At 57.0% G+C, this 13111-nt stretch carries 14 protein-coding genes; 11 read left to right on the top strand and 3 right to left on the bottom strand.

The window, feature by feature from the left end; genetic code table 11:
• Genes QZH45_RS21390 through QZH45_RS21370 form a run of 5 tightly spaced genes read left to right on the top strand, consistent with a single transcriptional unit; the run spans position 1 to position 3812 of the window.
• A complete protein-coding gene (locus QZH45_RS21390) occupies positions 1-708 on the top strand; it encodes a hypothetical protein (RefSeq protein ID WP_432779728.1) in 708 nt (235 codons plus the stop codon).
• Positions 705-1628, top strand: coding sequence for a hypothetical protein (locus tag QZH45_RS21385; protein WP_432779727.1), 924 nt, complete (start codon positions 705-707; stop codon positions 1626-1628). Before QZH45_RS21390 ends, QZH45_RS21385 begins: the two co-directional genes overlap by 4 nt.
• Entirely contained in the window at positions 1625-2167 is a 543-nt protein-coding gene (locus tag QZH45_RS21380; RefSeq protein WP_432779726.1) for a DNA-binding protein, read from the top strand. The genes QZH45_RS21385 and QZH45_RS21380 overlap by 4 nt, the downstream gene beginning before the upstream one ends.
• Positions 2164-2868 (top strand): hypothetical protein, encoded by a 705-nt coding sequence (locus QZH45_RS21375; protein WP_432779724.1) that lies wholly within the window; start codon positions 2164-2166, stop codon positions 2866-2868. The genes QZH45_RS21380 and QZH45_RS21375 overlap by 4 nt, the downstream gene beginning before the upstream one ends.
• Positions 2841-3812 carry a hypothetical protein gene (locus tag QZH45_RS21370; protein ID WP_432779723.1) on the top strand — a complete coding sequence of 324 codons (972 nt, stop codon included), beginning with the start codon at positions 2841-2843 and terminating at the stop codon, positions 3810-3812. Before QZH45_RS21375 ends, QZH45_RS21370 begins: the two co-directional genes overlap by 28 nt.
• A gap of 19 nt (positions 3813-3831) precedes the next feature.
• On the opposite strand, the gene QZH45_RS21365 is transcribed toward QZH45_RS21370, so the two are convergent.
• The gene (locus QZH45_RS21365; RefSeq protein WP_432779721.1) at positions 3832-4782 is read right to left on the bottom strand and encodes a DUF4238 domain-containing protein; all 951 of its coding nucleotides are present in this window, start codon (positions 4780-4782) and stop codon (positions 3832-3834) included.
• An 855-nt stretch (positions 4783-5637) separates the two neighbouring features.
• Positions 5638-5871, bottom strand: coding sequence for a hypothetical protein (locus QZH45_RS21360; RefSeq protein WP_432779720.1), 234 nt, complete (start codon positions 5869-5871; stop codon positions 5638-5640).
• Between the two features lie 736 nt (positions 5872-6607).
• Between QZH45_RS21360 and QZH45_RS21355 the strand changes: the two genes are divergently transcribed.
• Both QZH45_RS21355 and QZH45_RS21350 read left to right on the top strand, forming a co-directional pair.
• On the top strand, positions 6608-7096 hold the full coding sequence (locus QZH45_RS21355; RefSeq protein WP_231995016.1) for a hypothetical protein: 489 nt from the start codon (positions 6608-6610) through the stop codon (positions 7094-7096).
• Positions 7097-7340: 244 nt separating this feature from the next.
• Positions 7341-7568: a hypothetical protein gene (locus tag QZH45_RS21350; RefSeq protein WP_024776858.1), complete on the top strand. Its 228-nt coding sequence runs from the start codon at positions 7341-7343 to the stop codon at positions 7566-7568.
• A 220-nt stretch (positions 7569-7788) separates the two neighbouring features.
• Here QZH45_RS21350 and QZH45_RS21345 read toward each other — a convergent pair whose 3' ends face one another.
• Entirely contained in the window at positions 7789-8721 is a 933-nt protein-coding gene (locus QZH45_RS21345; RefSeq protein ID WP_055135104.1) for a helix-turn-helix transcriptional regulator, read from the bottom strand.
• A gap of 403 nt (positions 8722-9124) precedes the next feature.
• Here QZH45_RS21345 and QZH45_RS21340 point away from each other — a divergent pair, with 403 nt between their 5' ends.
• The 4 genes from QZH45_RS21340 to QZH45_RS21325 all read left to right on the top strand — a co-directional run bounded on the left by QZH45_RS21340 (position 9125) and on the right by QZH45_RS21325 (position 13102).
• Positions 9125-10477 carry an MFS transporter gene (locus QZH45_RS21340; protein ID WP_024776856.1) on the top strand — a complete coding sequence of 451 codons (1353 nt, stop codon included), beginning with the start codon at positions 9125-9127 and terminating at the stop codon, positions 10475-10477.
• Between the two features lie 92 nt (positions 10478-10569).
• Complete coding sequence (locus QZH45_RS21335; RefSeq protein ID WP_053194291.1) at positions 10570-11262, top strand: fumarylacetoacetate hydrolase family protein; 693 nt, start codon at positions 10570-10572, stop codon at positions 11260-11262.
• A 43-nt stretch (positions 11263-11305) separates the two neighbouring features.
• The gene (locus tag QZH45_RS21330; RefSeq protein WP_055135105.1) at positions 11306-12064 is read left to right on the top strand and encodes an SDR family oxidoreductase; all 759 of its coding nucleotides are present in this window, start codon (positions 11306-11308) and stop codon (positions 12062-12064) included.
• Between the two features lie 81 nt (positions 12065-12145).
• Positions 12146-13102 carry a 2-hydroxyacid dehydrogenase gene (locus QZH45_RS21325; RefSeq protein WP_024776853.1) on the top strand — a complete coding sequence of 319 codons (957 nt, stop codon included), beginning with the start codon at positions 12146-12148 and terminating at the stop codon, positions 13100-13102.
• The last annotated feature ends 9 nt before the right edge of the window (positions 13103-13111 follow it).

Here is a 13111-nt window from a genome sequence, read left to right as displayed (position 1 = left end):
ATGACTGACAAACTCGTCTATCAAACTGACCATTTGGGCATTTTTATTGGCGCGGTGGCCGCTGAAGAATCGCCCCTGGAACCGGGCGTCTACATGATCCCCGGCGGGTGCGTGGAGATTCCACCGCCAGCGGTCCCTGAACATAAGGCCGCCTGGTGGAATGGTCGGGGCTGGCAACTGGTGGACCACTTCGGCGGTGTGGTTGTGTACAGCATCGAAACCGGAGAGCCCCGCACCCTGGAGGGATTCGAGCCGGTGCCGGCGGGCTACACGATGAAAAAACCCGGGGTGAACCAGATCTGGAAAGACGGTGATTGGGTCGATGATATCGATGCTGTGCTGGCCATACTGCAGGAGCAAACCTTGCAGGCGATCAACGCCGGCTGCAGCGCTCACATCGCCGGCGGCTTCAGCTCCAGCGCCTTGGGTGAGGTTTACCGCTACAGCAGCGCCATCGATGACCAGGTGAACCTGAACGCCCAAGTATTGCTGGGCGTAGATGACGTTTACCCCTGTTACGACGTGGACCAGGTGAAGGCCTTCAGGCCGCACACCATCGCCCAATTGCAGAAAGTCAGTCATGACCTGGTGCGTTTCAGACAGGCCGCGCTGCAGCACGCCGAAACCTTGCGCCAGGCCGTTGCCAAGGCTGTGGCAGAGAAGGACCTGAAAGCCTTGAAACTCATCACCTGGACACCGCCGGCATGACCTGGGCACCGGTGACGATGCGCTGGCCGGAGCAGGCCACGCAATGGATGGACGGCCTGACCGCCGCGAAGAACCTGGCCGGCGGCGAGCTGGCCAGTACCGCCCAGCGCCTGGTCGGGCTGCAGGGCTTGGCCACGACCAGCCCAGGGCCGGTCGGCGGCGCGGCGCAAGGGGCCATTGCAGCCGGTCGTGCTGCGCTCACCGAACAACTGGGCCAGGCCCCTGCGTGTCTGGTGGTGACTCCATTTCAAAGCGGCATCGGTCAGGGCAAGGGCTACCAGCGTTTCCTGTCGGCGCCGAACGTCCTGGAGCACCTGGGCAAGAAACTGGAAGACGTCACCGACGACGGCCGCCCGGCCGGGTCGCTGTATGCGCTATCGATCCTTTTCCTGGGCACGCGCCTGGAGCAGTTGGCCAGCGGCTTGTCACGGTTCAATGCCTTGTTGCCGATCCCTGACCTGGTGCGCACCGAGCGCCGTGCGCAACACCTAGCGAAGCTGGAAAGCGAGAAATGGGAGATCCCCAACCCCGGCCCGCTCCCGCGCTGGCAGGCGCTGCCCCTGGAGCGTTGTACGGTGGTCAAGGCCGCCAAGCAGTCCATGGCGGGCCAGTTGGCCGTCCTGGAGGGCTATGCCGCCGACAGTTCTCCGTTGGGCGATCTGGCCGCCCTGGCCGCTCGCAAAGGTGCCCAGCAGCAAAGGCGCGATCAGCAGTTAAACGACCTCAAGAATCTGCTGGCCGGGGGAAACCAGGACATCAGCATTCGGGCGCGATTGATCGGCCCAGGCAATAGCAGCGAACTGCGCCGCCAATTGCTTGCCGGCGACGCTCCAGGGCATGAATGGGTGCAGTGCGCCGGCCTGCTACTGGTGGGCAGCAAAACCGGGTTGAGTTTTGTACAGGAGTTGGTGGGCCTATGACGCTGTTGCTCGACGGGCAAAAAGTTCAGGGGAAAAACCTCAAGGTCACGGCCAACCTGCGTATCGAAAGCGGCGACATGTCGGGACAGACCAGTAACACCGACAAGGCGCACAAGGGCTTCAAGCCCAAGACGCTCACCGTCTCGCTGATGATTCCGTTTGTCGATCGGGTGCAACTGACCGATCTGATGCGCCTGGCCGAAGCCACGGCCGGCGGTGGTCAGTTGCACCTGTACCGGATCGTCAACGACACCGCCGAGGCCTTCGGCGTGCGCCAGGTGGAGTTTTCCGAAGGCGTCAGCGCCCGGGAGGCCGACAGCCTTAAGGCCTGGCTTGTCCAGTTCACGCTGAGCGAGCGCGAATCCAATCCGGAGAAGGTCGAAAGCCGGCGCGCCAGTAACAAGGTCGACACCCAAGGCGCACCAGGTAACGCGGTAGGCGACGGCGGTGGTGCATCGAGTGACAACCCTGCGCTGAGCGGCTTTGAAAAGGTCCTGGGCCGTGTGGACAAGTGGCTGGGCGGGAGTGAGCAGAATTGAAGCTGCACAAGGTCCTGGCCATCAACGGCGCGCCGATCGCCCTGGTGAAGGAAGACGTCCGGCTGGACGCCACCAGCCCGGGCCGGGCGAACTTCACGGTGCAGTCCAGTGTGCCGCTCAAAGGCTTGGTGACGCTGGATATCGGTTACAACCAAAGCACGCTGCAGCGCCACTTCATCGGCTACATCGAGCGTTGCACCGTCGCCAACGCGGTGGAGCAGATGCTGTTCTGCCGGGAGCTGACCGCCGTGCTGGCCAACCCGCTGCCGATGAATCTGCGCCACGTCGATCTGCGCGCCGTGCTTGCCCAGGTCAGCGAGCAAACCGGCTTACGCTTTCGGGTTCCGGATCGGCCATACGCCGGCGTTAAGGCGCCGTATTTCTACAGCTTGGCCGCCGGTAACCAAGCGATGGGCAGCCTGGCTCGGGTGTTCGGGATCCCCGACTTCACCTGGCACCAACAGGGCAACGGCGAAGTGTTCGTGGGGAGCTGGGCCGACAGCTTTTTCGGCATACGGGCACCGCTACAAATCCCAACGGAGCTGTTCGACGGCTACCAGGGCAACCAAAGTGCGATGGTCGCGGCCCTTCCAGGACTTCGACCAGGTGCAACGATCAACAACGGCGAGCGCGTCACCAGCGTGGCGCTCGCCAATGACCAGATGGCTATCCGATGGAAGACGCAATCCGCCGCAGCGTAGAACGGCAATTCCCTGAACTCACCGGCGGCTACCACTTGCCGCGCTTCGCCCGGGTTATCGCCGTGGCCGACGCGCCGGCGGGTGCCGGGATCTGTGACGACTTCAGGCCGCGCTATGCCGTAGATATCGAAGTCCTGGGCCCGGACGGGGAGCCGGATCCGCTGTTACCTCAGCTCACCGGCGTTCCGCTGCCGTTGCCCACCGGTGGCGAGGAAATGGGGATCTATGCGTTTCCGGAGGAAGGCACCCAGGTGGTGGTGTGCTTCGCCTATGGCTTGCCGAACAAGCCCTACATTCAAACCATCCTCCCGCACGGCCTGAGCATGCCCAAGGTGCCGAAAGGCGATCAGGTTTGGCAGCACAGTGATGCAGCCCAGCAACGCGTGGACGCGGACGGCAACTGGCTACGCCAGACGGATGGCAAGATCCAGGACAAGGCGATCGAGCGGGAAGTCGAAGCCCTGGACAACCGCGAGCAGTTCCAGAGCCACACCAGTACGGTGGACGACCATTCGACCGAGTCCGTGGGTGGTGTGAAAACGATCGAGGCGCTGGGAGCGCTCAAGCTGTTGTCGGGCGGATCTGCGAGCTTGGCAGCGGTCGACGATCTGCACCAGGCTACCGGCCGGGATCTAAACCTGGTTGTGGGCCAGAAGCTCAACGCCACGGTGGGTGGCGATATGCACGAACGGATTGAAGGATTGCGCAAGAGTGTGATCAGTGTAAGTCTGCAATTTCAGGCGCCGAAGAACTGGATAGGATCAGGGCGAGTAAATCTATTTCAGGTGGTCTGCGATACTTTAGATCTGTTGCACCAAATGAATATCCATATTGCTAACCATGTCCATGGTTTGGGACCAATACCTACCACGTCTTCAGTTTTTCTCAATAACTCAGTACATGCAGATGAACTTGCATCTACAACCAAAGAGGTGACTTTGTGAAATGGCTAGGTCAGTTGTCTTAACTTGGCTCCCTTGGTTCTTCTGAGATTTCTATCTGCTCAAGAATTTCTTTAGAAGTGGAGAAAACTTGTTCGTGCGATCTATCTATAATATATGAGTTGTAGAGTTTGACATCATTTATTGTTAGGAAGATGGTGTCGCTTTTCGGTTTGGGCTGTGTGTTTGTCAGCATAATGGCTTTTCTTGGAGATACGGGGTAGTAGACTTCGAACTGTTCAGGCTCCTGAAATAATGTCGAGCCTATAGAGTGGGTGTTTATAACTGGCTGGTCTGCGGTTATAAGAGGGATGGCGCTGTCGTTCAATAAGAGAAGGGGGTAGTAGCTCTTATCGTTAAGCACGCTGTCTGCCACGTTTATCGCGAACATTTGGCGGAGCACGCCCCATGCATTAATTAATCTGGTGTCCCCCGGTACCTTTATTCTTAAAGCAAGCGTTAAGTTTTCTTGGATTTTTTTTGTCCTGAAAAGTTGTAAAAATATAAAAATTAAAAAATTTGTTCTTTCTTTTCTATTATTCCAGAAACTAATATCCTCTGCTCTTATGGACTCAATGAATTGTATTGATTCACTTTCAACTGTGGCGTGGAGGTTTTCCTCCAAGTTGTGAATCATGGTGTCTAGAATTTCATTTAGGTCGTCCGGCATGTCGTCGTGCAAATTAAAAAAAGTCTGTAGCTTGTGAGGTGTTATGTATGTGTCTAGGATTTTATAGTGGATGCTTTTAAGGTGGGTTGGAAAATGTTCAATAAATGTTTTTACAATGTCAATCTCATCTTTGCTTAATTTCTTGACTTGGTAAAAGTAACGGCCTTGAGCGACATCTTTAATGTTCGGTCGGAAAATTTTCCCCTCTCTCCAGCAGTAAATTAATTCGTCTTCAGCCCAAGAGCCTAAATAGAATCGCCACACATAGTGCTGTTTCTTTTTTTTCTTTTCTTCATGCTGCATAGATAATTCAACTAATTGGTTTGGCGAAATAATAATTGCTATCTTAGGTCATTGGACGCTGGAACAGCACCTGAAATTATCACTGTTGTATCACTCTTGAACCGGAATTTAGTATTTACCCTCCCCAGCCCCACCGTAGCTGCGCGCAGGCGCATCCCACCGACATGCTCAATCCCGCTCAAAACAAAGCTAGTTACCGCCATCCCTGCCAGTGTGGCAGCGAGCAGTGGTGGTAGGGGATCGGGATCGGGCGGTATGGCATGGCAAACAAGGCAACATTATCGTGAAGCGTCACTTGCCAACGCGCCAGTGCTGAGGGTTTTTCGGTAGCAGCCCCGGCATCAATTCGGGTCATACACTCGCACCTGTGAGAATCAAATTTTGTATATACGAACAGTTTTCCTGTGGCTCCCATTGTTCGCATGCGGGTGCTACTGGCGGTAACCCTTTTTGTATGGTGAAAAAACCAATGCCACGAAAAAAAATGCTGAAAAAGCACTTATCCCCCTCCCGCCGAGGGGCTTTACGTCAGTTTTTTGTGCAAAGGTCGAGAATGGTGCAACCAAGAGCGCAGCTCAGGCCCGCTGTGGGCTCGCCGGGGTAAATGGCAATCTCACAAAGTGCAAAGCTTTGCGAAGAAATGCAACGTGGTTACAAAACGATGCGGAGTGATCGTGAACAGAGCGGACGGGCAACTTCCCCGGATTCATTGACCGGAAAGAGAAAAGCCTAGGAAAGTAGTCGTTTTACGAAACGAGGCAGATCTATTTTCTCACTGTCCCTGGTCACTTTCGATTGAATGGAAAAACTGCCATAGACCACGAACCATGCGGGTTTCAGCGAGCCAGGAGCATTTCACAACCCGTCACGATCCTGATCGGCTGCTAACCTTTTGATGCGGGCCAAGCCTTGCTTGATATGCCCGGCGTTCTCACCAATCGCCTCTAAGGCGCCTCGCACGTTATCGCCTGCTTCTACTGAGCCTTGTTGCTCGAGGCGGAGCGTGAGTTCCATCACGGCTGCTTCAAGGGCCAGCTGATTTTCATACATCCTTTCAAGCACATCTGAGAGCGAATATTCATGCGCCATGCGAAGACTCCTATCGTGAATCCACAGGCTAGACCCCAACTCCAGGACACGCCTATCTGATGGCTATTTTGGAACCAGGGGCGGGAAAAGGGTAATTTTGGTTAGGAAAGCCCTTAACCGGTCGGTAGCCCGCGTATTCCGTGGGTTTAGCCTATTACCTTAAGGGGTAATATTTGGTAATGGCAAAGGTAATATTCACCGAAGTGCCCGGTTTTGTTGGGGATTGGTGGCGTAAGGAATTACTACGGAAAAAGGTAATGACCTAACCTAAAAATTACTAAATTATTACCTTTCTGAATATCTACCAACCGATTGAATTGTAAGGGCTTTATCTGTTTTCTATGTGCGTATTACCAATATTACCTTTTTCCCATGCCTCAACATAAATTGGTGCAGATGCCGTGCTTGACCCGTCTCGCACCAACCTGGTGCAAAACCCATGGGACTGCCATGGGACTGGCGATGCCGATTTATTACAGCGACAGCACGGCTGCAGCCCTTATAAACCGTACACTTTCATTTTTTTAGTGTCGCAGCGGGTAGTTTCGAATCTCTCCTTCACCGCCACATTCTGCAAACACAGACCCCTGATTTTCCTAGAGAAAGTCGGGGGTTTGTGGTTTCTGGCGTCTGGAAAAGGGCGATATGGGACCTATCTGTTTCAGGTCTCGAACAGCGCCTCTGGCATAGCTTCGAGGATGAAACTACCCTAGGACCTATTGCTACCCGATTGGAAATGGAAAAAATGAAAAGGATTTCATTAGCAGTTGTCGCACTGACACTGTGCATCGCCTGCTCAACCACCGTCCAAGCTGATGCAGCTTCGCTTAACGAGGCTCGTACATTCGTTGCCCAAACCGGGCTGGGCAAGAAGCTCTCCTCCCTTGCGCTGCTGACGGCGAAGAGCACGTCAACCTACGCCACGATCGCCGATAAGCTTGGGAATGCCAGTGCGAACAGTGCGGTATCCGACGAGATCAATGCATTGCTGCCGCAATACCAGCCCAAATGGGATGAGAGCCTTGCCGTGGCCTATGAGAAGTCCTTCTCCGAAGAAGAGTTGTCGTCGCTCGTCGCGCAAGGCCGCGCTTCAATATACGCGTCGCAAGTGAAAGAACGGCAGGTTGGAATCGGTCGCTACATGCAAGCCCATGCCCAGCCGATCCTGGTTGCACTCGTTTCGGACGCGCTTGAGGCGACCTTGTCCAAATACGCTCAGCAATAGGCTGCCAGGCGCAATTCGAATCGCAGTGATGGGTTTCGGTTCGTGGGGCCATGACAGTTTCAATTACGGATTGGCCGCTGCGTTGCCTGGGGTCGGCTATGGTCTTCACTTATTCAGTGCTAAGTGGCCTGGCTGCCCATGACGCAGATGGGGCTTACTCCCAACAACTAAGCCGGGTACAGAGCAAAAGAACTGATGAATGGTCTGTTGAGTGGCCGAAGTTCAACCCACCTGAGGTAGCGCAATGAGCCTGATCGATTGTCCCGAATGTTCTTCGCGTATTTCCGACAAGGCATACGCTTGCCCTCAATGCGGCAACCCCTTTCGCGAGCCGAGTTTTCGCCTGACGGAGAAAAACGTCGGGCAGATTGCCGGGGTGACGGGGGTCTGGCTGACAGCGCCGTGGATTGCACGCATGGTATTCGGCGTGGTGCTGGTGACAGCGGTGGCAGCGGTGTTGATTCTGCGCTGATGCATATTAGGGGCGTCCGGCACTCTTTTGAAAACGGCTCGTTGAATAACGAGCCGTTTTCACAATGACTTGGCGGGCTCCCAGGCTTTGCGCTTCGGCCTGGCTGTAGGCCGTGCGGTAGAGTGCCGGCCATCGGCAGAACCACTCTGGGATGAAGTGCTCAATTGGCTCGTTACCCACCAGTAGCAGGCCATGGGTTGAACCGATGCCCTCGGTAGGGTCACGTATTCAACGCCAACTGCGGCCTGTCCGGATCCAGTTGCGTGCGCCTGAACTGCCCGGGTGGCAGTCCATGGATCTGACGGAAGCGCCGTGAGAAATAAGCCTCGTCAGCGAACCCGCACAACCGCGCCACCTCACCCACGGGACGGGTGCCATTGAGCAGGTAGTTGCGCGCCGCATGCATCCTGCGCTCAAGCACCAGTTCGGTGAAGGTCTTGCCGATTTCCTTGCGCAGCCAGTGGGTCAGGTAGGTCGGCGACAGGTAGGTTGCGGCGGCTACCTTGATCAGATTGAGGTCGGGGTCGGCAATATTCCTGCGCAGGTATTCAGACATCCTGCCCAGTGCATCGCGGCGGCTTATTTCGGCAGCGTTCTCTTCGGCCAATTGCTTGAGCGGCTCGGCATATAAGGCACAGACACTGCCGATCAGTTGCAGCAACAACCCCTTGAGGATCTCCCGGGTGCCGAACTGACGGTTCTTGTCATGGACACGCATCTGCTCGATCAGTCCACAGACTTTGACGAAATCCTCTTGGCCCAGAATGAAATCCAGATGCTCCTGGAAACGGAACGGCGATAACTCGGGAGCCAGCAGAATCGAGACTTCTTCCAGATCCATCGGGTCGCACTGCAGATGGGGCAGCAGGAAGGTCTGGGAAAAGTTGATCACCATGAAATTGCTGTCCGCCGGGTGCGGAATCACATGCACTCGATGGGGCAGGATGAACGCCAGGGTGTTTCGCGGGAACGGACGCTCGACATGACCGATGTGCTGCACGGTGTCGCCGCCGAGGTTGATCTGGATCTGGAAGTACTCGTGGCGATGGGGGCTGGTTTCGGCGCGTCGACCTTTTTTGTCGCGGATGTAGAAGTCCGTCAATTCGCAGCGCTGCTGCATGAAATAGGTGGGGACTTGGCTCGGTGATGACATCTACTTGGATCCTCGACAACGGCTTGGACGTTGTAATTGTGAGGGTGTCATCAGTTTCATTTCAATAAGTCATACGATGACATCTGGCGTGCATGGAGTTTATCGACTCAAAGGAAGACAGCCCTTGTCCAAGAAATGACAGACGCAGCTGATATAAATTATTCTTTTAAAACAAATAGTTAAAGCTATTTTGATAAATCTTACGCGGATTTCTCAGCACTGATTTTTTTGGACAGCCTCATCAATCACCGTTTTTCAGGAAAAAAACGGTCTAACTCCTCAATTGATTTCGCATGGTTGTACGACCACATTGGCGGCCATGCAGCCGCTGCCTTCCCGAGGCCAATCAAGGTGTGCTGCTGGCACGTATTTCGATTCGTCTAACAATAATGAAGGGTTATCCATGTCGAATTCCCACACCTCCCAGACTACCGCGCCGCCGTTGGCAGCCAACGCCCTGGACGCCACCGTGTCTGCACGACTGCCATCGCGCCGGCGTTGGTTCATGCTGTCGCTGCTGTTGATTGCGACGATCATCAACTACATCGATCGGGTGAACATCTCGATTGCGGCGCCTTTCATGGCCAAGGACCTGGGCCTGGACAAGATCGAAATGGGCCTGATCTTTTCCGCTTTCGCCTGGACTTATGCCATCGCATTGGTGCCCGCCGGCTTCATCGCTGATCGGTTCGGCTCGCGGTTCACTTACGGGGTGTCACTGATCAGTTGGTCGACGGTCACCGTCTGCCAGGGTCTTGCCACGGGGTTCGCGTCGCTGTTTGGCCTGCGCCTGGCCGTCGGGGCGATGGAAGCACCGGCGTTTCCTGCCAATAGTCGAGCGGTCACGGTGTGGTTCCCGGCGCGGGAGCGGGGTGTGGCGAGCAGCATCTACGTCTGCGGCCAGTACCTGGGCACGGCGTTGTTTACCGGCGCACTGCTATGGCTGGCTACCACCTATGACTGGCGACATGTGTTTTACAGCACTGGTGCACTGGGGATTGTGTTCGGTGTGCTCTGGCTGTACCTGTACCGCGATCCGATGAACTGCAAGAAAGTCAGCAAGCAAGAGCTCAAGTACATCGAAGCCGGGGGAGGGCTGGTCAAGAGCAGCCAGGAGCGTACCCGTTTCAACTGGCGGCAGATCGCCGAGTTGTTCAGCTATCGGCAGGTCTGGGCGATTTGCATCGGTAAGTTCGCCAGCACGTCGGCGCTGTACTTCTTCCTCACCTGGTTCCCGACCTACCTGATCGAAGAGCGTCAACTGACCATGATCAAGGCCGGGATCTTTGCCGTGCTGCCGTTCGTGGGGGCAACGGTGGGCATTCTGCTGGCGGGGATCATTTCCGATCTGCTGATCCGCCGCGGCTATTCGCTGTCCTTTGCGCGTAAATTGCCGCTGGTGGTGGGCTCGATGCTGGGCATGTCCATCGTCTTGGTAAACTTCACCGACTCGAACGTCATCTGCATTGCCATCCTGACCATCGCTTTCTTTGCCCAGGGTATTGCTTCGTCCTCGTGGGCCGCGGTGTCGGAAGTAGCGCCCAAGGAACTCATCGGGCTCACCGGTGGGATCACCAGTCTGGCCGCCAACATCGGCGGCATCGTCACCCCCATCGTGATCGGCGCGATTGTCCAAAAGACCGGCTCGTTTGCCTTGGCCTTCTGGTTCATTGGCGGCGTGGCATTGATGGGCACTTTGTCCTACTCGTTTCTGCTTGGGCGCCTGTATCGCATAGAACTCAAGACCCGAGCCTGAACCCCTTTTTTCTCCAAGACGAGGCGGCTTTTGTCCAACTTTGCCAAGGATTGCCGCCGTACGCTGACGCTTCTATCAGGACTTTCATCAGGATGAACATGACCGAGTATGTCTTTACTCCGGACCTGCCAGTGACTCTGCCGGTTGTCGGTACCCAACAGCGTTTTCCCGTCGGCCGGGTGTTTTGCGTCGGTCGCAATTACCCATGGCCCGATGCTCAGGGGCAGAACCGCCAGCCGCCGGTGTTTTTCATGAAGCCTGCCAGTTGTGTGATGGATGCGGTCGGTGAAGTGCCGTTTCCGTCGGTGACTGAAGAGTTTGTTCATGAAATCGAGTTGGTCGTGGCCATCGGTGAAGGCGGTGCGAATATCCCCGAAAGCCAAGCGCTGGCTTATGTGTGGGGCTACGCCGCAGGGCTTGACCTGACGCGCCGTGATATCCAGCGGCTGGCCAAACGCAACGGTTTGCCATGGGAAGGCGCCAAGGTGTTCGACGGTGCCGCGCCGATGACCGCTATCGTGCCGGTTGCGAAGGCCGGTCATCCCGAGGGGGACTTGTGGTTGAACGTGAACGGCCAGGAGCGCCAGCGCGACAGCCTCGACAGCCAGATCTGGTCGGTCAGTGAAGTGATCAGCCGAATCTCGCAATCGGTGGCGCTCAGGGCGGGGGATCTGATCATGACCGGCAGCCCGGCAGGCGTCGACGAGCTGCGGCCAGGCGACATCATCAACGCCGGCATCGACGGCATCGGCCAACTGGAAATGCGTGTCGGCCAGCGGCCTTGAATGCGGCATTTGCCCTACAGATTCTGCGAAAGGAAACAACAGTATGTCCAACCCATTGAAAGTGGCCCTGGTCACCGGTGCCGGCAGCGGCATCGGCCGCGCCGTGGCCCTGGGCCTGATGGAAGACGGGTACACGTTGGTATTGGCCGGACGCCGTCCCGAACCTTTGCAGGCATTGGTTGAGCTGGCCGCCAGTGAGGGGCGGGACGCGCTGGCGGTGCCCACTGATGTGCGCGATCCGGCCAGTGTCGATGCGCTGTTTGCAACCATCACCGTGACGTTCGGACGCCTGGACGTGATGTTCAACAACGCTGGGGTCAATGCGCCCGCCGTGCCGCTGGATGAGTTGACGTTCGAGCAATGGCGCAACGTGATCGACACTAACCTCAACGGAGTTTTCCTTTGTGCCCGCGGGGCCTTCGGGCTGATGCGCCGGCAACAGCCGCAGGGCGGGCGCATCATCAATAATGGTTCGATTTCCGCCCATACCCCGCGGCCGTTCAGCAGCGCCTACACCGCCAGCAAACACGCAGTGCTGGGGCTGACCAAATCCCTGGCCCTGGACGGCCGGGCATTCAACATCGCCTGCAGCCAGATCGACATCGGCAATGCCCTGACGGAGATGTCGGTGCGCATGACCAAGGGGGTGCGCCAGGCCAACGGCAGCATCGCGGTAGAGCCGATGGTGGACGTCAAGCATGTAGCCGACGCGGTGCGCTACATCGCGAGCCTGCCGCTGTCGGCCAACGTCCTGAACATGACCGTCATGGCCACAGCCATGCCTTTTGCCGGTCGCGGTTGAGCCTGAACACAGACATCCGCAAGCCGTAAGCGGCCAGCAATACGTTTGAATCGATCTACTCTTTCGCTCCATGAGGTCCACATGAAACCAGAAGTCCTGCAACTCAGTCCGATCCTGATTCCTGAAATCAACACCCGGCTCAATGAGTTGTTTACTGTCAGGCGCTATTTCGAACAGGCCGACAAATCGGCCTATCTGCTGGAACACGGCGCTCACATTCGCGGTGTGATCACTGGCGGGCATACCGGCATCAGCCAGGCGCTCATGGCGCAGTTGCCCAAGCTGGAGGTGGTGGCGGTCAACGGCGTCGGCACCGATGCGGTGGACCTGGCCTATGCTCGGGATCGCGGGATCCGTGTAACCGCCACCATTGGTGCGCTGACCGAAGACGTTGCCGATCTGGCCGTCGGCCTGTTGATTGCCGTGTGCCGTGGCCTGTGCACCGGTGATCGCTACGTGCGCTCGGGCCAATGGCCCCACAGCGCGACGCCGTTGTCACCGTTGCCGCTGGCCCGCCAGGTGTTCGGCATGCGCATTGGTATCGTCGGCATGGGACGCGTCGGCCGGGCCGTGGCAACGCGACTTGCGGCGTTCGGCTGCACGATCAGCTACACCGACCTGCACCCCATGAGCGATGTGACGCACACTTTCATTGCCGATCTCAAGGAGCTGGCCAGCGCCAGTGATGCCCTGATACTCGCGGCCGCCGCCGATCAGGCCGAAGCCATCATCGATGCCCATGTGCTGCATGCCCTGGGCAAGGGCGGTTACCTGATCAACGTGGCCCGGGGCAAGCTGGTCAACGAAGCCGATCTGGTGGCGGCGCTGGCCGCTGGTGACATTGCGGGGGCGGGGCTGGATGTGTTCGTCGATGAACCGAATGTTCCCGACACCTTGTTTGGCAACGAGCAGGTGGTCCTGCAACCGCACCGCGCCAGCGCAACCCTGCAGACCCGCACGCGAATGGGGGAAATGGTGGTGGCGAGCCTGATGGACAGTTTTGTCGGGAAAGTGCCGCACGGGTGTGTGACGGGGTGACGCTGCCAC

Source organism: Pseudomonas corrugata, from assembly GCF_050920615.1.
Lineage (GTDB): Bacteria > Pseudomonadota > Gammaproteobacteria > Pseudomonadales > Pseudomonadaceae > Aquipseudomonas > Aquipseudomonas corrugata.
The sequence above is the reverse complement of the archived record's forward strand: the minus strand, read 5'-3'. Positions and strand labels throughout refer to the sequence as shown.

Coding starts and splice junctions, on each gene's coding strand:
- QZH45_RS21390 (WP_432779728.1), top strand. CDS start 1: ATGACTGACAAACTCGTCTATCAAACTGACCATTTGGGCATTTTTATT.
- QZH45_RS21385 (WP_432779727.1), top strand. CDS start 705: ATGACCTGGGCACCGGTGACGATGCGCTGGCCGGAGCAGGCCACGCAA.
- QZH45_RS21380 (WP_432779726.1), top strand. CDS start 1,625: ATGACGCTGTTGCTCGACGGGCAAAAAGTTCAGGGGAAAAACCTCAAG.
- QZH45_RS21370 (WP_432779723.1), top strand. CDS start 2,841: ATGGAAGACGCAATCCGCCGCAGCGTAGAACGGCAATTCCCTGAACTC.
- QZH45_RS21365 (WP_432779721.1), bottom strand. CDS start 4,782: ATGCAGCATGAAGAAAAGAAAAAAAAGAAACAGCACTATGTGTGGCGA.
- QZH45_RS21360 (WP_432779720.1), bottom strand. CDS start 5,871: ATGGCGCATGAATATTCGCTCTCAGATGTGCTTGAAAGGATGTATGAA.
- QZH45_RS21355 (WP_231995016.1), top strand. CDS start 6,608: ATGGAAAAAATGAAAAGGATTTCATTAGCAGTTGTCGCACTGACACTG.
- QZH45_RS21350 (WP_024776858.1), top strand. CDS start 7,341: ATGAGCCTGATCGATTGTCCCGAATGTTCTTCGCGTATTTCCGACAAG.
- QZH45_RS21345 (WP_055135104.1), bottom strand. CDS start 8,721: ATGTCATCACCGAGCCAAGTCCCCACCTATTTCATGCAGCAGCGCTGC.
- QZH45_RS21340 (WP_024776856.1), top strand. CDS start 9,125: ATGTCGAATTCCCACACCTCCCAGACTACCGCGCCGCCGTTGGCAGCC.
- QZH45_RS21335 (WP_053194291.1), top strand. CDS start 10,570: ATGAACATGACCGAGTATGTCTTTACTCCGGACCTGCCAGTGACTCTG.
- QZH45_RS21330 (WP_055135105.1), top strand. CDS start 11,306: ATGTCCAACCCATTGAAAGTGGCCCTGGTCACCGGTGCCGGCAGCGGC.
- QZH45_RS21325 (WP_024776853.1), top strand. CDS start 12,146: ATGAAACCAGAAGTCCTGCAACTCAGTCCGATCCTGATTCCTGAAATC.